Annotated in this window: 14 protein-coding genes; 11 read left to right on the plus strand and 3 right to left on the minus strand. The window is 51.4% G+C overall.

Features of this window, described 5'->3' with window-relative positions; all coding sequences use genetic code 11:
* Positions 1 to 33 precede the first annotated feature (33 nt).
* The 3 genes from POG22_RS18915 (at position 34) to POG22_RS18925 (ending at position 3,587) form a co-directional block, all read left to right on the plus strand.
* Complete coding sequence (locus POG22_RS18915) at positions 34 to 1,242, plus strand: RNA-guided endonuclease InsQ/TnpB family protein (RefSeq protein ID WP_498906803.1); 1,209 nt, start codon at positions 34 to 36, stop codon at positions 1,240 to 1,242.
* Between the two features lie 32 nt (positions 1,243 to 1,274).
* Positions 1,275 to 1,565 carry a DUF3082 domain-containing protein gene (locus POG22_RS18920; RefSeq protein ID WP_498906804.1) on the plus strand — a complete coding sequence of 97 codons (291 nt, stop codon included), beginning with the start codon at positions 1,275 to 1,277 and terminating at the stop codon, positions 1,563 to 1,565.
* Between the two features lie 342 nt (positions 1,566 to 1,907).
* Positions 1,908 to 3,587: a GH3 auxin-responsive promoter family protein gene (locus POG22_RS18925; RefSeq protein ID WP_498906805.1), complete on the plus strand. Its 1,680-nt coding sequence runs from the start codon at positions 1,908 to 1,910 to the stop codon at positions 3,585 to 3,587.
* Between the two features lie 373 nt (positions 3,588 to 3,960).
* Here the strand turns inward: POG22_RS18925 and POG22_RS18930 are convergent, their stop codons facing one another.
* On the minus strand, positions 3,961 to 6,441 hold the full coding sequence (locus tag POG22_RS18930; protein WP_498906806.1) for an EAL domain-containing protein: 2,481 nt from the start codon (positions 6,439 to 6,441) through the stop codon (positions 3,961 to 3,963).
* A gap of 474 nt (positions 6,442 to 6,915) precedes the next feature.
* Here POG22_RS18930 and POG22_RS18935 point away from each other — a divergent pair, with 474 nt between their 5' ends.
* Together POG22_RS18935 and POG22_RS18940 are read left to right on the plus strand one after the other, a co-directional pair.
* Positions 6,916 to 8,988, plus strand: coding sequence for an AAA-like domain-containing protein (locus tag POG22_RS18935; RefSeq protein ID WP_498906807.1), 2,073 nt, complete (start codon positions 6,916 to 6,918; stop codon positions 8,986 to 8,988).
* A 100-nt stretch (positions 8,989 to 9,088) separates the two neighbouring features.
* Positions 9,089 to 12,718 (plus strand): AAA-like domain-containing protein, encoded by a 3,630-nt coding sequence (locus POG22_RS18940; RefSeq protein ID WP_498906808.1) that lies wholly within the window; start codon positions 9,089 to 9,091, stop codon positions 12,716 to 12,718.
* Positions 12,719 to 12,742: 24 nt separating this feature from the next.
* On the opposite strand, the gene POG22_RS18945 is transcribed toward POG22_RS18940, so the two are convergent.
* The gene (locus POG22_RS18945; RefSeq protein WP_223307500.1) at positions 12,743 to 13,519 is read right to left on the minus strand and encodes a ParA family protein; all 777 of its coding nucleotides are present in this window, start codon (positions 13,517 to 13,519) and stop codon (positions 12,743 to 12,745) included.
* A 226-nt stretch (positions 13,520 to 13,745) separates the two neighbouring features.
* On the opposite strand from POG22_RS18945, the gene POG22_RS18950 reads away from it, so the two are divergent.
* Both POG22_RS18950 and POG22_RS18955 read left to right on the plus strand, forming a co-directional pair.
* Positions 13,746 to 14,615, plus strand: coding sequence for a DNA adenine methylase (locus POG22_RS18950; protein WP_063716784.1), 870 nt, complete (start codon positions 13,746 to 13,748; stop codon positions 14,613 to 14,615).
* Between the two features lie 357 nt (positions 14,616 to 14,972).
* A complete protein-coding gene (locus POG22_RS18955; protein ID WP_082901515.1) occupies positions 14,973 to 16,157 on the plus strand; it encodes a leucine-rich repeat domain-containing protein in 1,185 nt (394 codons plus the stop codon).
* A gap of 93 nt (positions 16,158 to 16,250) precedes the next feature.
* Here the strand turns inward: POG22_RS18955 and hypD are convergent, their stop codons facing one another.
* Positions 16,251 to 17,375 (minus strand): hydrogenase formation protein HypD, encoded by a 1,125-nt coding sequence (gene hypD, locus POG22_RS18960; protein ID WP_498906809.1) that lies wholly within the window; start codon positions 17,373 to 17,375, stop codon positions 16,251 to 16,253.
* Positions 17,376 to 17,760: 385 nt separating this feature from the next.
* Between hypD and hypA the strand changes: the two genes are divergently transcribed.
* The 4 genes from hypA to hypF form a co-directional block, all read left to right on the plus strand.
* On the plus strand, positions 17,761 to 18,102 hold the full coding sequence (hypA, locus tag POG22_RS18965; RefSeq protein WP_017659276.1) for a hydrogenase maturation nickel metallochaperone HypA: 342 nt from the start codon (positions 17,761 to 17,763) through the stop codon (positions 18,100 to 18,102).
* Positions 18,103 to 18,109: 7 nt separating this feature from the next.
* A complete protein-coding gene (gene hypB, locus POG22_RS18970; RefSeq protein WP_498906810.1) occupies positions 18,110 to 18,925 on the plus strand; it encodes a hydrogenase nickel incorporation protein HypB in 816 nt (271 codons plus the stop codon).
* A gap of 48 nt (positions 18,926 to 18,973) precedes the next feature.
* Positions 18,974 to 19,372, plus strand: a complete 399-nt coding sequence (locus POG22_RS18975) for a hypothetical protein (protein WP_498906811.1) — start codon at positions 18,974 to 18,976, stop codon at positions 19,370 to 19,372.
* A gap of 27 nt (positions 19,373 to 19,399) precedes the next feature.
* On the plus strand, positions 19,400 to 20,688 hold a 1,289-nt coding region (hypF, locus tag POG22_RS18980; RefSeq protein ID WP_498906812.1), incomplete at its 3' end, for a carbamoyltransferase HypF.

A 20,688-nucleotide genomic window follows, 5' to 3' on the forward strand; every position in this document is an offset into this window, starting at 1 on the left:
CTAAAATATTCAGAACAATCAAGCTAAACGACAATGCTTGTTCTCGAGTTCAAAGTCAAAGGGAAGCCCCACCAATACGCAGCGATTGACGAAGCGATCCGAACCGCACAGTTCGTTCGCAACAAGGCACTGCGCTATTGGATAGATAACCGAGGTGTTAACAAATACGACCTCAACAAATACTGTCGAGTCCTGGCTCGAGAGTATAGCTTTGCCCGAGAACTCAACAGCACGGCTCGTCAAGCCTCAGCCGAACGCGCTTGGTCGGCAATTTCTCGTTTTTTCGAGAACTGTCGCAAGTCTGTTCCTGGACACAAAGGATATCCCAAGTTCAAGAAAAACAGTCGTTCCGTTGAGTATAAAACTTCAGGTTGGAAGTTACTCGACCCCAAGCATATTGTCTTTACGGATAAGAAAAATATAGGACGACTAAAACTGGTTGGAACTTGGGATTTGGCGTTTTACAGTACAGAACAAATCAAACGGGTTCGACTGGTTCGCAGGGCTGACGGTTACTACGCACAGTTCTGCGTTAGTGTCGAGGTTCGAGAAACACTCGAACCGTCAGGAAATACCGTGGGGTTGGATGTCGGACTCAAGGAGTTCTACACCGATTCAAACGGAGAATGCGAACCGAATCCGAGGTTTTACCGAAACGCTGAGAAAAAGCTGAAACGCGCTCACCGAAGGGTGAGCAAAAAACAGAAAGGCTCTACCAACCGAAAAAAAGCCGTCAATCGACTCGGGCGAGTACACCTCAAAATAAGTCGGCAACGTGAAGAACACGCCAAGAGACTGGCGCGTTGCGTAATCCGATCTAACGATCTGGTGGCCTACGAAGACGTGAGGATACGGAATCTAGTGAGAAACCACTGTCTCGCTAAGTCGATTCACGATGCGGGTTGGTATCAGTTTAGGAAGTGGCTCGAACAATTTGGAGAGAAGTTTGGCAAGATTACCGTGGCGGTGAATCCTGCCTATACCTCTCAAAAATGTTCGAGTTGTGGTGCGATCGTTCAAAAATCTCTCTCGACGAGAACTCACGTTTGTCGGTGTGGTTTTGAGTTAGACAGAGACCACAATGCCGCCATCAACATCCTGAACGCTGCCTTGAGTACGGTAGGGCATACCGGAACTTGGGTCGATGACCCGAACGCTTCTGGAGATTTGACCGCTACCTTGGCTGGTGCAAACCTGTCAGGGCAAGTCGGATCGCTGAGAGAAGAATCCCCACGCCTTTAGGCTGGGGAGTGTCAATTATTCATCTAAAAATCATGGACGATACGACCAAAATTTTAAGGAGTTTTAGCGGGTCGCTGATTTCGGCAACCATCGCACTGTTGCTGTATCGGTTGACCAACTCCATCGTGCAGACTTTTGCCGATAAGCCCCTTCACACGGACAACACTACGGCGTTAAATATTGCTTCTGCGGTGCGAACCTTAGTTATGGGGTTGAGTGCTTTAGCAACGTTTATTTTTGCGTTTTCGGCGTTGGGATTGTTGCTGTTTGGGTTACAAACTCTGATTCAAAAGGTTTTTGGAAATACGTCGCCGTCTGAGTGAAGTTTGAGATCGGGTGGGTCTCGCCTACCTAAAGATTCGATTGTTATACAGCCATTTTGAGATTTGCAGCAGAATGCTCAAAGCAAATGGAGAGTCTTCAGTATGTTTTGATGTTTTCGATTCGATTGAATGATATAGGGTGCATCTCAATGGATGTAAAAATAGGAGTTTAAAGTAGGTTAGACTTCGGCAACGCTGCCGTCCCTGGGTGGAACGATCGCGAAACCCAACAGCAGCTCAATTCAGTGCAGAGACTCCGAATCTGATAAATTTACAGTTTTGAGATGTACCCATGATATAATCTTTCAACAAAAATTACATTAAATTTAAAATTTTCAGATAATGTCCGACTTTGCGTTGTCTTTACTTAATTGGGTGACAGGGTTTACGCGAGAGCGGTTCGTTCAAAAAACTCGAAATTTAACTCGAGTTCAAGAACGGTTTTTACTCGAACTTTTACGGCAGTATCGAGATACAGAATTCGGCAAAGATTACGGATTTCGAGAGATGAAAACCGTTGCGGACTTTCGGAAAAAAATGCCGATTTTGCCGTACAAAAGTTACGAACCTTACATCGATCGCGTGGCAAAAGGAGAACCGAACGTTTTATTACCCGATCCGGTAGTTTATCTTACCTTGACGAGCGGCTCGACAGGTAAGAAAAAATTGATTCCCACGAGTCGGAAATCTCAAAGTGTATTGCGTCGGGCAAACCTGACTAGCCTCGGTTTTTTGACGCGGGGCTTACAGCGCCGAGGACTGAAATTCGGTAAGATTTTGCTGACCAACTCGGCATTAATTTGGGGACGAACCGAGGGAGGAATCGAGTTCGGACCGGCTAGCGTCGGCGTGATGCGGATGGACAAACGGCTTTATAATACTATTTTTTCTAGCCCGTTCGAGACATTGCTTCCAGCCGATAGCGTGGCGCGTCATTACGTGGCAATTTTATTTGCGTTGCGCGATCGCAGCACTCGGGGAATCGTTGCGAATTTTCCGATGTTGATTTTACGCATCTGTAACTATCTCGATCGCTACGGAGAAGAGATGGTGCGAGACCTCGAAAACGGGACGATCGCCGATTGGCTGAACCTCGAACCCGACATCCGAAAACAACTCGAATCCATGTGGGAGGCGGATGGCGATCGCGCCGCCGAACTGCGCCAAATTCTCCAAACCGAAGGACGCCTTACGCCGAAATCCGTTTGGTCCGAGTCTCTATTTGTCGCAGCTGCGCGAGGGGGAACCTCCGATTTCTACTTTCGCCGTTTTCCCGAATACTTCGGCGAGACACCAATTTTCGGAGCCGTATTTTCCTCGGCAGAAGGAACCTTTAGTATCTATCCCGACGTAGACACCGACGGCAGTATTTTATCGATCGAAACCGGCTTTTTCGAGTTTATCCCCGAAGATCGATGGCACGTCGAACAACCCGAAACCCTGCTTCCGAGCGAAGTTGAAGCTGGCAAACGCTATCGCATTCTTCTGAGTAGTTACGGTGGCTTTTTCCGATACGACATCGGCGATGTCGTTGAAGTGGTCGGATTTTACAACCAAGCCCCGCTCATCGTCTTCAAACACCGCGCTGGCGGTTTGATTTCTGCGACGACTGAGAAAACCACTGAAGACCATGCCACTCGCGTTATGGATAGTTTACAAGAAGAGTTTGGCGTGCGACTCGAAGATTTTTGTTTGACGTTATCTGAAAACGATTTTCCCGCGCGATATCTAGTGAATATCGAACTAGCTGAAGGAGAAACCCTGAAAAATCCTGAAGTATTTTTACGCCGCTTTGACGAACGACTCAGCGAAGAAAATACGCACTATCAAATTTCTCGCAAAAGCGATATTCCGCCGCCGCGTTTGCGAATTTTGAAATCGGGAAGTTACGACATTTTACGTCAACGCCAAGTCAAAAAAGGAATTCCCGACTCTCAGTTGAAATTCCCTCACATCAGCGAAGACCGTCAGTTTCTCTCAGATTTACCGCTGTTGGAGGAAGTGGAGATAATTGAGGGTTGATAGGGAACGGGGAACGGGTGCGTGTTTATCAGTGTAGAGTGCAGAGCTTAGTGGTGCAGAAAAGTCATGAAACCCTTGTTAGAAAAGATATCGCCGTATTAAAGGGTTGGCTGCAAAATCCCAGATTGGTAAATTGCTGCCGGAGATCCCCGGCATCTTGGAGATGCCGGGGATCTGGATTGAGTCCCAATACAGATTTTATGTGTTTTGTCAATTCCCGATCTAGAAAAGTTTTCTGCACCACGGAGGAGGGCAGAGTGTAGAGTGAGAATTCCTCTTTAACTCTTCACTCTACACTCTTAACTCTTCCCTAAAAGAAGCGCACCGACTCTTTGTCTCATCATCCCATCATCTCCCCATCTCCTCACCCCCGTTACCATGTCGGATTCTCACAAATTACCTCGCTGGCTTGTTCGGCATTGACGGGACGGGAGAAAAGATAGCCTTGAGCGTATTCACAGCCGAGCTGTCGGAGTTGGTTGAGGTGTTCGGGAATTTCGACACCTTCGGCGACTGTAGAGATATTGAGGGTTTCCGCGAGCATGACGATGGACTTGGTAATTGCTAGATTCCCGCGATCGCGCTCCATCGTTTGAACGAAGGACTTATCGATTTTCAGGGTGTCGATGGGGAAACTTCGCAGGCGGGAGAGGGACGAATAGCCCGTTCCAAAATCGTCGATACTCAACTGAACGCCCATTTTTTTGAGTCGCTGTAACGTATCTAACACCGTGGCTTCGTTTTCGACGATGGTGGTTTCGGTGATTTCTAGCTTCAGGAAACAGGGATCGAGGTGCGTGAGTTTCAACGCTTGTTCGACGCGTTCGACGATCGAAGGTTGAGAAAACTGGCGTCCCGACAGGTTCACGCACACCGTCAACTCTCGGTTGGTAAACTGTCTGCGCCAGCGTTTCATCTGATGGCAGGCTTGAGAGAGAACCCACCACCCCAAGGGAACGATCGCTCCCGTTTCTTCGGCGATGGGGATAAACTCGTCGGGGGAGACGCGACCGAATTCATCGTGATTCCAGCGCAACAGTACCTCGAAACCACTGATACGTCCCGACATCAGCGAGACGATCGGTTGATAGAACAGTTCTAACTCCTTGCGATCGAGGGCGTGACGCAAATCGACCCCCAAGCGAAGCTGTTTGAGGTTGTTTTTCGACATGGTGCTGTCGAAGATTTCTTGACGGGCTTTTCCGAGCTGTTTGGCGCGATACATGGCTGTATCAGCGTCTCGCAGCACGTCGGAGGGGGTTTGATAGAGGGTATCGACTAAAACGATGCCGATGCTGGCGGTGACGAAGATTTCCTGATATTCGAGTTCGAGGGGATTTTGGAGCGAGTTTTGTAAGCGATCGGCCAGCAGTTGGGCGTTGGCATCGGCACTCATATCTTGCAGTAAGATGGCGAATTCGTCGCCACTCAGCCGCGCCACGGTATCGCCTTGACGAACGAGGGATTTGAGGCGTTTGGCCACTTCGACGAGGAGGCGATCGCCCGCGAGATGTCCCAAACTGTCGTTGATGGACTTAAAGCGATCGAGGTCGAGATACAAGACTGCGAAGCTGTAGTTCGGTTGGCGTTTTTTATAAGCGATCGCTTGAGACAAGCGTTCCATGAACAAGGTTCGATTGGGAAGTCCCGTTAAGGCATCGTGGAGGGCGTCGTAGCGTAGCTGGACTTCTGCCTTTTTGCGTTCGGTGATGTTGTGACAGTTTACGACGATTCCTTCGAGAGCCGGTTCTGAGAGTAGGTTGGTAATGGCGGCCTCGAAGACGAGAGACGTTCCGTCGGCGTGGCGAATGCGGAACTCTCGCAGAACTTCGCACTGTCCGGGGAAGCGTCTAGCTTTGTAGAAAGCCCGGCGAACCTTGGGAATTTCATTTTTCTCGAGGAATTGCAGCGGTGGCTGACCCAAATACTTCTCGCTGGTGTAGCCGAGCAGTTTTTCGGCTGAGGGACTGGCGTAACGCAACATTCCTTGGGCGTCGAGAATGAAAATGGCGTCGGTGACGTTTTCGATCAGGGCGCGAAAGCGTTTTTCGTTACGTTGGAGTGTGGTTTGGTAGGACAGGCGATCGGTCACGTCGCGGGAGACGGCGACGATTTCCCGAGTAACGTTTCCCTGGGGCGATCGCACGGCGTTAAACGTCGTCTCGAACCACAGGTAATACTCGTTTTTGTGGCGGATGCGGTGGGCGAGGGAGATGGGGGTTTCGGGACGGCGAATCACCTCTTGGTAAATCTGATGGAGTCGCTCGATCTCTTTGGGATGGTACAGCTCGAAGGCCGAGCGACCGATAGCCCGATCGGGAGCGTAACCGAGCAGTCGCTGACCGGCTGGTGAGGTGTAGAGAAATATGCCGTCGAGGGTCTGTCGAGAAATCCAATCGGTAGAATGGTCGGCTAACAGTTGGTAGAGACTCGAACTGTCGGTACGGTCTGGGGTTTCCGTGCGTTCGCGAGCCACTAACAGCACGTGAGGCTCGGACGGCTCGACCGATACAGTGTTATAAAACAGTTCGAGGACGCGCGGGCGACCATCTCGATTTTGACTGTGATAAATTTGCGTAGTGTAACTGTCGCTGGTCAGGGCCAGATGAAATGGATGTGGGGTCGAACCATTGCGATCGCAATCGCTTTCAACTGGAAACAACTCGACAATATCGATTTGGTAAAGGTCGGAGCGAGAACGACCGAGGAGTTTGGCGAATCCTCGGTTGCACCACTGAACTCGTCCGGTGTCGTTCGTCCAAGCGATCGCCTCGGTTAACTCTCCCAATGCGTTTTCAAAGCGATCGACCGCTGCTCGCAGCTGGCGGACGATTGCATTGGTCTTTGCTGGCATGTCCTCTATTCCCAACATTCAGAACTTGGGAATCCCCGATTGAAAAGTTGTGCGATCGATTATAGGCAATGATTCTCGCTGGGGAGGGTAGCAAGAAGATCGGTCGTCATAGAACTTCAATAGAACTTCAAACGGCATCGATCTCGAACAAAAAACACTTTTTTGAACTGCTAGCTGTTCCCCATACAACAAACCTTACCGGGCGTGTCAAGTGACAAAAAATAACAATGTTGTAAAAAATCTTCAAAACGGCGCGTTTTGAAGGTCGAATCAACCAGTAGCCTTACAACCACTCGTTACAATAGTCTTAGATCCTCGATCGATCTCCCAAAAAATCGACCCGTCCAGTATACGGCGTATTTTTAAACCCGTTATATCCTCAAGTCCGTTCGTCCCCTGACTCGTCCCGATCGCTATTCCGATCGACTGTTCCCGAACTATTTTGACCTATTCATTGCCTTTATTGTCTTTCACATGACTATTGACGAGATCGTCGAACTCGTTCGCGCCATTGGCGAAACGATGGCTCCCGTGCAGGAACGCGTATTGCGTCAAGCGTGGCAAGGTGCAACGTATACCCGCATGGAAGCCGATCTAGGATACGACGCTCACTACTTGCGAAACGTTGCCTCTCAATTATGGCGAATTCTCTCAGAAATTTTCGACGAATCGATTTCTAAAGCCAATTTTCGCGCGATTCTCGAACCGCGATCGCTGACCTCTCAAGAACGGTTGTTGCTCGACGAATTGAGCGATCGCGAAGCCAAGCGACCGTCCCCCGAATATCCCGGCGCTCCACTTCCGTTACAGTCGCCCCTGTACGTCGAACGTCCTCCCATCGAAACCCTCACCCAACTCGAACTCCACAAACCTGGCTGTGCGATTCGCATTCGGGGCAGTCGTCGCATGGGAAAAAGTTCGTTGCTGCTGCGGCTTCTCCACAGCGGCCGAGAGTTGGGATACGCCACCGTCACACTGGATTTCCAACGGGCCGAGACCGAAGTATTGAGCGATTTAAACAAACTGCTGCGCTGGTTTTGCGCCAATTTGAAGCAACTGTTAGGGTTATCCACCCCTCTCAACGATATTTGGGACGACGATATTGGCTCGAAAGTTAGCTGTACGCTGTACGTGCAGCACGGCGTTCTCGAAGCCCTCGATCGCCCTTTAGTCTTGGCATTGCAGGAAGTCAATCGCCTGTTCGAGTTTCCCGAGGTCGCCCGCGAGTTCCTACCGATGCTGCGATCGTGGCACGAAGAAGCCAAGCAGGTCGAAACCTGGCAAAAACTGCGCTTGGTGGTGGTTCACTCGACGGAGGTTTACGTTCCCCTCGACATCAACCAATCTCCGTTTAACGTGGGACTGCCCATCGTCTTACCGCCTTTTAATCTCGAGCGCGTCTGCGAACTGGCGCGGCGGTACGGACTGACCTGGCACGACGATCTCCCCGCCTGCCAGCTCGTCGAAACTGTCGGCGGTCATCCCTATCTGGTGTCTCTCGCTCTGTACCACTTACGCCAAGGTAAAAAAGATCTCGATCGCCTTTTAGTCGAAGCCCCCACCTTCGGCGGAATTTACCGCAACTACTTGCAGGAACTGTGGCAGATCCTCCAAGCGCAGCCGATGCTACTGAAAGCTTTAGCGCTCGTCCTGCGATCGCCCGACGGCGTCGAACTCGAACCCGTGTTGGCGTACAAACTCGATAGTTTAGGACTGGTCAAGCTTCAGGGAAACGCCGTCGTTCTGAGCTGTCAGCTATACCGACACTATTTTCAAGAACGGTTGAGAATTTCCGAAAATTCGTTGCTGTCGGTCAACTCCGAACGCAGCGATCCGACCCACCTCGAGAGCCTGTTTAACGTGTTGTCGGTCGGCGATCGCCCCATCGCCTTAGAGCGAGAAGATCGAACCCTCCAACAACTGTGTTATATCGACGAACTCACCCAGATTCCCAACCGACGTTATTTTGACTTGCGATTAGACGATGCTTGGCAAGAGTGCCGTGCCGACAGTCGCCCCTTGGCGATTCTCTCGTGCGACATCGATAGTTTTAAAGCCTATAACGATACCTATGGCTCTGTCCTCGGAGACCTCTGTTTGAAGCAGGTGGCGTTGGGGATCGTCGGCGTCACCGGGGACTGGATGCACGAGCGCGTCGTTGCCCGCTACGGGGGCGAAGAGTTCGTGGTTCTGCTGAGCGATACCGACGCGCTCGCCGCCGTACAGATCGCTCGCGAAATTTGTCAGGAAATTCGGATGTTACGCATTCAGCGGGGCGATCGCTCTAACTCGGGTCTGGAAACGATGACGGTGAGCGTTGGTGCAGCGAGCATCGTTCCCGACGAACAGAGCGAACCCGAAGACCTGCGGGAAGCTGCCGAAGCCGCTCTGTACGAGTCGAAACGAAACGGGTGCGATCGCGTGACACTCAGTGCGACCCATCGCGCTGGCTGGATCGCACCGGAGACGTCAACTCGCCACAACACAGGCAACGGCACCGATCCCCACTCCGATCCCGCCGCCTCAAACTCCAGCTCGGCACCGTAAGCGCGATGCGATTTGGGGGTTCGTTCCACCTCAACTTTCGCGATTACCTCTATACCATACTCGCGAATAAAACGCAACTTTTTTTCAAAATATGTCGGTCGTGAAGGTTCAAACAAGCTATCACGTCGGCGGTAGCCTCGGAAGCGACGCCGCCACCTACGTCGAGCGAGATGCCGACCGCCAGTTGTACCGCGCCCTACATCGGGGAGAGTTTTGCTACGTCCTCAACTGCCGTCAGGTGGGCAAATCTTCCCTACTCGTGCAAACGCGATCGCGCTTACAACAAGACGGCTTTCATTGCACCAGTCTCGACATGACTCGCATTGGCAGCGCCAACCTAACACCGAGACAGTGGTACAAAAGCATTATCGTCGAGTTAGTGCGGGGATTGGGACTGTTCGGTCGCTTCAACCTGAAACAGTGGTGGGAGACTGTCCGAGATCTCGCACCGCTCCACTGTCTGAGCCAGTTCGTCGAAGACCTGCTGCTGCCCCACTTTCGAGATCGGCACGTCGCAATTTTCTTCGACGAAATCGACAGCGTTCTCAGCCTGGACTTTTCCACAGACGACCTGTTCGCCTGGATTCGGTTTTGCTACAACCAGCAGGCGATCGATCCCCAATACCGACGGTTGCACTTCGCAATTTTCGGCGTGGCCGCCCCGTCCGACCTGGTGAGCGATCGCACCCGCACCCCCTTTAACATCGGTACCGCCATCGACTTACAACCGCTGGACTTAGAAAGAGGGCGACCTCTAATAGAGGGGTTGAGCGGTTGGTTCGAGCGCCCCGATACCGTTTTTCAACAAATTCTCGCGTGGACGAACGGCCAACCCTTTTTAACCCAAAAACTCTGTCAACTTGCCGTCCGCGAAGCCGAACTGCTTTGTCTGTGTCCCTATAACGAAACCGATTGGATCGATAAATTAGTGCGATCGCACCTGATCGATCGTTGGGATACCCAGGACGAACCGCCCCACCTGCGAACGGTGCGCGATCGCCTGTTATACGACGAAAACCGCGCCGGGCGCTTGCTAGGACTGTATCAAACACTCCTAGAGGGCGCAGAGATCCCCAGCGACGACAGCCGCGAACAGCTCGAACTGCTGCTGTCGGGACTCGTCGCCAAGCAAAACGGACGGCTCGAGATTAAAAACCCCATCTATCGCCAAGTCTTCGACAATCGCTGGGTCGAACAGCAACTGCACCGGTTGCGTCCCTACGCTGAAGCTCTCAAAGCCTGGGAAAAATCGAGGTTTCAAGACGAGTCGCGACTGCTCCGGGGAAACGCCCTGGCCGACGCCAAAGCCTGGAGTCAAGGCAAAAACCTCAGCAGCCTCGACTATCAGTTTCTGGCCGCCAGCGATGCGGTCGATCGCCGAGAAATCCAACAAGCCCTCGAAGCCGAACGAACGCGGGCGATCGAAGCCAAACTGATCGCCGAACGCCAACAATCCGAACTCAAACAGCAGACCGCGCAACGCCAAAAGATCTTTATCATCGTTCTGACTACGGCGTTGAGTGTCGTGACGATCTTGAGTCTGGCCTTATTATCGGCCTACCGCCAAGTCTCCGACAGCGAGTACAACGAACGCATCGGCGCGATCCGCCAACTGACGCGATACTCCCACGCCCTGTTTACCCTCGACAAACAGCTCGACGCTCAAATCAACGCCCTGCGGGCTCGACAGCAACTGCAACAGCTCGATCGCCCTGCCGATCCCCACACGACAGCGATGGTCGAGATCGCGATCCGTCAAGCCATCTACGGCTCGATCGAAACGAACCATCTGGCAACGAGCATCGGATACAACGGCATCGCCTACAGTCCAGACGGCGAATTCCTTGCTTTCGTCAACGACATGGGTGTCACCGTCCAACGACGGGACGGAGCGCTCTTGTACCGTCTCACCGAACACAAAGGCCCCGTACTCGGGGTGAGCATCAGCCCCGACAGTCAGGCGATCGCTTCGGCAAGTGGGGACGCCACCATTAAGCTGTGGAGCCGCAACGGAACCCTATTCCGCACCCTCACGGGACACGAAGCCCCGGTTTACAATGCCAACTTCAGCCCTGACGGTACCTTACTGGTGTCGGCCAGTCTCGATCGTACTGCTCGCATTTGGCGACGGGACGGCACTCTCCTCACGACGATCGAACAAGGGGGAACTGTGCGCGAAGCGGTGTTCAGCCCCGACGGACGGACGGTCGCAACCGCGAACGCGGATGGAACGGTCGCCCTGTGGCAGTTAGACGGAACCTTAGAACGGATCTTAGTCCGGGCAGAGGTTCCCGCGTTGTCTGTGGCGTTCAGTCCCGACGGACGCACGATCGCGGCTGGGTTTAGCGATGGCACGCTCCGCCTGTGGAACCGAGACGGCACGCTGACTCAAACCATCGCGGCCGATCGTACCAGCATTTGGGCGGTGACGTTCAGTCCCGACGGACGAACGGTGTTGTCGGGATCGAACACGAAGATCGTCAAGTTTTGGTCGGTTAAAGACGGAACGCTCCTCAACCGGATTGCAGGATACGGCGGCGTCGTGATGGATATCGTCTTCAGTCCCGATGGGGAAGAATTCGCGACGGCGGCGTGGAACGATGTAATTCGCGTCTTTCGCCCCACAAACTCTCTGTCTCGTCAGTTTGTCAAGCCTGGAGCTAGCATCACAGGAAGCGATTTTTTTCCCGACGGCCAAACCTTTGCCCTGCTCAATCCGAGCGCCCTGTCTCTGCAATCGGTCGATAGGAGTTCCGTGCGTCGCTTCACGGGTAATTTTCCGCTCTACGGTAGCGTTGCGGTCGCCCCAGACGGTCGGGCGATCGCCGCCGCTCAAACGGGAAACAAGATCGTTCTGCTCGACCCCGAGGGAACGGAAATCGCTACTTGGCAAGCCCACCGGGCCGACGTGCGCGATCTCGAATTTTCTCCCGACGGTCGGACGCTCGCCTCGACCAGCAGCGATCGCACGGTTCGTCTGTGGACGCGATCGGGAGAGGCTCTGGCAACTTTGTGGGGACACCGGGCGGGAGTGTGGGGCGCGTCTTGGTCTCCCGACGGGGAACTCCTCGCCGCTGGCGGTGGCGATGCTACGGTGCGGGTTTGGTCGCGAGACGGAACCTTTCAACGGGTTTTAACGGGACATCGCTCGATCGTCTTCGATGTGGTGTGGCATCCCGACGGACGATGGTTAGCGTCTGTCTCGGACGATGGAAAAATCCTCGTTTGGAACCGAGACGGTACACTGTCGCACGCCGTCGAAGCCGCTCACGAAGATGGGATTTGGACGGTCGCTACCAGTCCCGAAGGTAAGTTTTTGGCCACGGGAGGCGACGACGGCGTCGTGAAGCTGTGGCGGTGGGATGGAACGCCAGTGGCGACGTTACTCCGACACGACAGTACGGTATTGGCGTTGGCGTTTTCTCCCGACGGAACTCAGTTAGTGTCGTCGTCGGACGATCGCACGGCGGTTCTTTGGCATTTAGAGGAAGCCATCGATTTCGATCGCGTTCTCGCGGTGGGATGTCATCGCCTTCAAAACTATTTGAAACGTTCTCCCCACTTGAGCCACGCCGATCGCCATCTCTGCGACGAGGTCGTCGGTCGATCGCATTTGTCCGAACACTCACGTTACCGAAACCCCTCAGACCACCATCTCTGTGACGAAATCGTCGATCGAGGGCATTTGTCGGAGGACTGTACTAACCGCGACGGCGATCGCCCTCGATAACTTGTCTCGCCGATCGCTGAGAATCTACAATAAATATTCTTTCGGGGTTTTTTGCGATCGCGGGACGATGGCTCGCATCACCCGTTCGTAAGGCTTCACCAGTTTTGCGTTTTTCGTGTAGCGGTGGATGGGTTTTCCGACAAACGTGGCTTCGGCGAACTTCACGGATTTGGGAACGGGGTAAAACACGCTGACGTTTTCGTGACGTTTTTTGAGTTCGGCGAGAACCTTACGCGTGATGATGGTATTTTCTGCCATCGTTGGAAGAACTCCCAACAGACGCAGCCGCAGGTTGTACTGGCTGCGAATTTGCGAGATTTCTTCGAGGAGGCGATCGAGTCCCCGCAGCGAGAAGAACTGACATTGTACGGGAACCAACACCGCATCGGCGGCGGCGAGGGCGTTGAGGGTCAACAGTCCCATGTTGGGGGGACAGTCGATGAGGATGGTTCGATACTTAGCTTTGAGGGGATCGAGTTGTCGCTTGAGGACGAAGAAGCGACCGGGATCGTCGGAAATTTCCTTTTCTGCTTCGGCCAGCGTGCTGTCGGTGGGGAGGAGATCGACGCCGCACTCGGTATCGACGATGGGTTCTTCCGCCTCGAGCTGCTGCGTCATCACGTCGTAACTCCCGATTTGGTCGGGTTCGAGTTCGACTCCCAACCCCATCGTCAGGTTTCCTTGCGGGTCGAGATCGACCGCCAAGCAAGATTGCTTTTCGGCCAGCAATCCCGCGAGTGCGATCGCGGACGTGGTTTTCCCGACGCCACCTTTCGGACTGGCAATTGCAACGATCGCCACGGACAACCCCAAATTTGAACGAACGACTCGAAATTTTTCTATCGATCCACTATATCAGGTCGCGGTCTCCGTCAGGTCTCTTCTGCAAATTCGTTACAATAAAACCCGTTTTTCAGACCTCTCTAGAGGTTCCATTGCTTTTATTTTAAAAAACCTAACAAACTCTTGACAAAATGAGTCTTGCTATTTCCTCTGTGTCCTCTGTGTCTCTGTGGTGAATTCCCCCATGAACCTTCGCAGTCCCTTACGCTATCCTGGCGGAAAATCTCGCGCACTCCGCCGCATTTTTGAAAAATTTCCACCTCGAATAGAGGAATTTCGCGAGCCATTTGTGGGAGGTGGCTCGGTATTTATAGAATTCAAACGCTTGTATCCTCAAATTCCCGTTTGGATTAACGACCTCAACCCAGAAGTTTACTATTTTTGGAAAGTCGCACAGTCTAAGCTATCGGAATTAGTCGAAAAGGTTCGAGACATCAAAGCCAATCGTCGAGACGGACGAGAGTTATTCGAGGAACTTGCAAACGCAGAGGTCGAAAGTTTATCAGAATGCGATCGCGCCGTTCGCTTTTTCGTCTTAAATCGCATTACGTTTTCCGGAACCATCGAAGCGGGGGGCTATTCTCAAAAGTCTTTCGAGGAACGTTTTACAGAGTCTGCGATCGATCGCTTGAGCCAACTCGATCGTGTTTTGAAAAATGTTGAAATTACCAATTTAGATTACAGCGAACTTCTCCAAAAATCCGATCGAGATATTTTTATCTTTCTCGATCCGCCTTATTTTACCGCGACGAAATCCAGACTTTACGGAAAACGAGGTGCGTTACACGCCAATTTCGACCATCAGCGATTTTCAGAAGATTTAAAAGCCTGTTCTCACCATTGGTTAATTACCTACGACGACTGCGAAGAAATTCGTCAAAATTTTGAATTTGCCAATTTATACGAATGGCAGCTTCAGTATGGAATGAATAATTACCAACAGGGAAAAGCGGAAAAAGGAGCAGAACTATTTATCGCTAATTATTCAACTCAAAAAAATACACAAAACCAAAATCAAAACAAACGTTCTATACAATTAACGTTAGACTTGTAGAAACGGGTGCATCTCAAAAATTTAAATTTATTAGATGTAACTATTCAGGGGGTATCTCGAAAATTCTCCAGCATGACTTTGAGTGAAATCAGCATAAAAAACAGCCTGCAATTGATTTTCTGACTGGTTTCTACGCTGCTGTTTCCGACTAAGGTGAGGATCGAACTGCTTTTTGGGGTCTGTACTGACATTCGCCTCGCTGTAGAAGAATGCCTGAAACCTATACGTGTCAAGCGTTTAGAGGAATTTGTGCGAGATGTGGACTCCCTTGAACAGTTACAATTTATTAGATACCCCTAAAACTAAACCCATCAGACAACATAACAGATAACAAGACATACTTCTATCAGAACAATCATGAAAAACCGCACTCGTTTAAACCTTCTAGAGATTCGAGGTGTCTCTCTAATTCTATGCAGTATGCTATTCATCGGAAGTATACCCCTCTCTGTCACAGCACAATCGACCAAACATCGCTTGACTTTCCGCGATTGGTGTGCAGAGAGAAACACACTCTATCCAAATGCTAGACATACTGTAGAAGTGTTATTAGAAGAAGCGCAAACTCAGAATTGCAAGCTAGCAGAAGAACGCTTAATGAGTAGTCGATCTCTTATGTTATTGTCGTCTACCATTGAAGATCTTGCTCCTTTAACCTCTCTCACCAATTTAGAACGTATTTCGCTTTATTATTCAAATTTTGATGCTAATTTTTTAACCTCTTTTTCGCTCGGAAATGTAAGTCCTTTAGCTTCTTTGACTAACTTAGAAGCGTTAGTCTCTCTGACTAATTTAGAATCTTTAACTTTGAGCAATGTTAATATTGAAGATATTAGTCCTTTAGCTTCTTTGACCAATTTAGAATCTTTAACTTTGAGCAATAGCAATATTGAAGATATTAGTTTTTTGTCCTCTCTAACAGATTTAGAGTCTTTATCTCTAAGGAATAGTAATATTGACGATCTTAGCTTGGTAGGTTCTCTCACTCATTTAGAATCGCTAAATCTCTCAGAAAATAATATCGAAGATGTCACTCCCTTGATAAATTTAACAAATTTGGTATCGTTAGACTTGTCGCAAAATGATATTGAAGATCTTACCCCTTTAGCATCGCTTAGCGGTCTTAAAGAACTTCGACTCTACCATAATGACATTGAAGATCTTACCCCTTTGGTTTCTTTGGAAAATCTTGAAAGGCTTTTTCTTTATAACAATGAAATTGAAAATGTAACTCCCTTAGCCTCTTTAGATAATCTAAGGGAACTGTGGCTCTATAACAATGATATTGAAGACGTTACTCCGCTAGCCTCTTTAAGCGATCTTGAAGCACTGGCTCTCAGCAACAATGAAATTGAGGACGTGACGCCTCTCGCGGCTCTGAGCGATCTCGAAAAACTTTGGCTCGAGGGAAATGAAGTTGAAGATGCAAGTTCTTTATCGGTTCTATCCAATTTGACATTGCTCGATCTCGCTCGCAACCCGATCTCTCCTCAAACTTGTCCAGTTCGACCCGAATCAATTTGTCAGTGGAACTCTCCTTGACAGAGCGATCGCTCGCTACTTTTTTTACGCACCCATATTTTTTTTCAAGTTAGTTGAAATTGGGTGGATTTTGAAAATCTAAACACTAAAAATCTAAACACCAGACGAAACGACTTCCGGTTTTTCCACTTCTCCACGCCAGCGGTAATAGGCCGCACAAGCCCCTTCTGAGGATACCATCGGCGCACCGAGGGGACGTTCTGGCGTGCAGCGAGTCCCAAACGCCGGACATTCATGAGGTTTTTTCAACCCTTGTAAAATCTCGCCGCTAATACATTCGGTGTCGGCGTCTACCGGTTCGGACTGGGTATCGAAACCGAACTTGCGATCGGCGTCGAAGGCTGCGAATTCCGCTTTCAAACCCAAACCACTTCGCGCAATTTCCCCCAAACCCCGCCAACGACGGGGAACCACTTCAAACACCTGAGAAATTAAATGTTGAGCGGGTTGATTTCCTTCCCGAGAGACCGATCGCGCGTACTGGTTTTCCAGTTTCGCCTCACCGCGTTCGAGTTGTTGCAGACACATATAAATTCCCTGCAAAATGTCTACTGGCTCGAATCCCGTCACGACGATGGGAATGTTGTACTCTTCCACGATGGGTTCGTATTCGGTATAGCCCATCACCGTACAAACGTGACCCGCTGCTAAAAACCCTTGAACCCGACAGTTGGGCGAAGATAGAATCGCTTCCATCGCCGGGGGAACCAAGACGTGAGATACCAGTAACGAGACGTTGGTGAAGTTCTGCTGGGCGGCTTGGTAAACCGCCATCGCCGTTGCGGGGGCGGTGGTTTCAAACCCCACAGCGAAAAATACCACTTCTTTGTCGGGGTTTTGACGGGCGATTTCGAGAATGTCGAGGGGCGAATAGACGATTTGCACCTGTCCCCCCAAGGCTTTGACACTGAGGAGATCGGTTTCGCTACCGGGAACCCGCAACATATCGCCAAACGAACAAAGGATGGCGTCGGGGCGACGGGCGATCGCGATCGCGCGATCGATGAGTTCGACTGGCGTTACACATACCGGACAACCCGGCCCGTGAACGAGGGTTACAGTGTCCGGTAACAGGCGATCGATCCCGTATTTGACGATGGAATGGGTTTGTCCTCCACAAATCTCCATAATCGTCCAGGGTCGTGTCACCAAATTGGCGATCGCATCGGCGTAGTGCTGGGCTAAAGTCGGATCGCGGTACTCACTGACAAATTTCATAGGACTGTTGCTAATTGTAAAATTACGACCGATCGATGTTGTGAAGTTGGGGCTATTTTTGTTGCAAATTGTAACGCGATCTGCGATAACTGCTCGGCAACTACCGCCAGTCTTTCTCAATAAAAAAATGAGTCTCTACTCTCACATTTTTATGGTAATCAAGAAATTTCGTGCGAAACATATAGTTTTTATAAAAATTCTTACAAGGCTTGCCAAAGTTTTTTATAGTAGAAGTAAGGAGGACGGCCGGGCTGTAAGTCAGAATTAATCTGACTTAAGACCTCGGATTCGTCCGCTCGAAAAGGCAACTCAAGCGAGAGTGACGGCTTCAGATGCGATCGGGTTTCGTTAACATTCCTGCTAGTTTGTTCGATCGAAACATCTCATGCACGAAGTCGGTATCATGGAGCGTACCCTAGAAATCGCGATCGATCGCGCCAAATCTAGCGGTGCGACGACAATTCATCGATTAAAAATGCGCGTTGGCGTTCTATCCGGCGTCGTGCCAGAGGCGTTAAACTTTGCCTTTGACGTGGTGTCTGAGGGGACGATCGCCCAAAACGCCACCTTTGAAATCGAAAAAATTCCCGCCCGATGTCACTGTCCCCAATGTCAGACGGACTTTCAACCCGAAGATATCGTTTTTGAATGTCCGAACTGCCATCGAATTACCTCGAAGGTCATCAGCGGAAAAGAACTCGAACTGTCGTCGATGGAGGTTTCCTAAATCAGTTATGTGTGAAAATTGCGGCTGTGCAGTCACCCCAGGAACCGTAAAAATATTGGACGCCGAACGTTCGTCGTCTCACGATCGCGAACACCATCACCATCACCACCATCACAACGGACATCACCACCATCACAGTGAAGGCGATCGCACCCATACCCTAGAAATTCACGAAGCAATTTTATCGAAAAACGATCGCCTTGCCGAACGCAATCGCGGCTTTTTTACAGCCAAAAACTTAGCCGTTTTCAACCTGCTTTCCTCCCCCGGCTCTGGTAAAACCGCCCTACTGGAACGAACGTTAACCGAACTGGGATCGCGACTTTCGACAGCCGTTATCGTAGGCGATCTCGAAACCGACAACGACGCCCGCAGACTGCGGAAAAGTGGAGCGCAAGTGGTGCAAATCGTTACCGAAAACGTCTGTCACCTCGAAGCGAACATGGTGGCGAACGCCATCGCCAAACTGAACCTCGATGGCGTCAAACTGCTCTTTATCGAAAACGTAGGAAACCTCGTCTGTCCGGCGGCTTACGACTTAGGAGAAACCCGCCGCATCGTCCTACTTTCGACGACGGAAGGGGAAGACAAACCCCTGAAATATCCCACGATGTTCAAATCCGCCGACGCGGTGGTGGTGAACAAAATCGATATCGCCGAAGTGGTGGGATTCGATCGCGATACCGCTCTCAACAACGTTCGTCGCGTCGCCCCCCAAGCCCAAATCCTCGAAGTCTCTGCGAGAACCGGAGAAGGCTTAGAAGCGTGGTACGACTACCTCGAACACCAAGTCAGCCAAACGCCGGAATTAGCAATGTTGTAGTGAGTTGAGAGTTTCTCCCCCTTTCCCCCTCTCCCCCTCTCCCTTGCTATGAGACTTGCATTTTTACTTTGGTGTGCGTTAGCAGTTTTGGCGGTGACGAACGGCTACATCGGGAGTACCTGGGTATTCGCGCAATTCGGCGAAGCCTGGGTAGAACCGTACAAAGTGGTGGTTATCGTGACGGGGATTTTCGCGATGGCGTGGATATATATGCGTCAAAATCGCGATCGCCCCCGCAAAGCCGCCGTTATCGCCGCCACAACCTGGGTGGGACTCACCATCCTGTTCGAGTTCGTCTTCGGACATTACGTCGCTGGAGACTCCTGGGCGACTCTACTCGAAAACTATCGATTCTGGGAAGGACATCTCTGGATCTTGGTATTGCTGTCTGAAGCCATGTCTCCCTTTATTTTCGCGCTCCTAACCCCCTCAGAATCCCCAACCTAAACCCATCTCCCCCTTCTCCCGAAACTAATGGCTGTTTCCCCCCAACCCCTGACGCCGATTCCATCCGAAACCGTCGAGACAGCCTCTCGCGGACGGAAACGGTTGCACTTGCAAATTCAGGGACTCGTTCAAGGGGTGGGATTTCGTCCGTTTCTCTATCGCTTAGCGGTGGAATTGGGGTTGACGGGATGGGCGAACAATACCGCTGAAGGGGTGTTCGTGGAAGTGGAAGGCGAGACACCTCAATTGCTGGAATTTCACCACCGCATCCGCCGCGACAAACCGCCCCACGCCCAAATCGATCGCCTCACCCTCCGCTGGGACGAACCCATCGGTTATACACAGTTTGAAATCCGCACTTCCGAAGAACGTCCCCAGCATAAAACCGCCCTAGTTCTCCCCGATTTAGCCACCTGTTCCGACTGCGTGCGGGAGTTGTTCGATCGCCACAACCGCCGCTATCGTTATCCGTTTATTAACTGCACCAACTGCGGACCTCGATACAGTATCGTCGAAACCCTTCCTTACGATCGCCCGCTGACGACGATGCGAGAGTTCCCACTCTGTCCCGACTGTCAGCAAGAATACGACAATCCGGGCGATCGCCGATTTCACGCCCAACCGAACGCCTGTCCCCATTGCGGACCCCATCTCGAACTCTGGCGACGCGATGGAGAGGTTCTCGCCAGCCACGAGGAAGCCTTACAACAGGCCGAAACCGCCCTACGAAACGGTCAAATCGTCGCTCTTAAAGGTTTAGGCGGCTTTCAACTCCTAGTTGACGCTCGCAACGAAACGGCGGTTCGAGAATTACGCGATCGCAAACGTCGCCCCGACAAACCCTTCGCAGTCATGTATCCCAGTCTCGAAGCGGTGCGTCGCCACTGTCACGTCAGCGAGGTAGAAGCCGAAATTCTGCGATCGCCCCAATCCCCCATCGTCATCTTAAAGGGACGTTCCGACGGTTCCCCCGAGGATGCTCTCGCCGACGCCGTGTCTCCCGACAATCCCGACTTGGGGGCGATGCTTCCCTACACCCCGCTACATTATTTATTACTGTCGGACTTAGGATTTCCCGTCGTCGCCACCAGCGGAAACCGCTCCGACGAACCCATTTGTATCGACAACCGCGAAGCCGTAGAACGGTTGGGCGACATCGCCGATTTGTTTTTAGTTCACAACCGCCCCATCGCCCGCCCCGTCGACGATTCCATCGTCCGCGTCATGGCAGGAACCCCCGTTATTTTACGACGCGCTCGCGGTTACGCCCCCCTCCCTCTCCCCCTCTCTCCCCCTCTCCCCCTCTCCCCCTCTCC

Origin of the sequence: Geitlerinema sp. CS-897 (genome assembly GCF_028368005.1) — a bacterium.
Classification (GTDB): domain Bacteria; phylum Cyanobacteriota; class Cyanobacteriia; order Cyanobacteriales; family Geitlerinemataceae; genus Baaleninema; species Baaleninema simplex.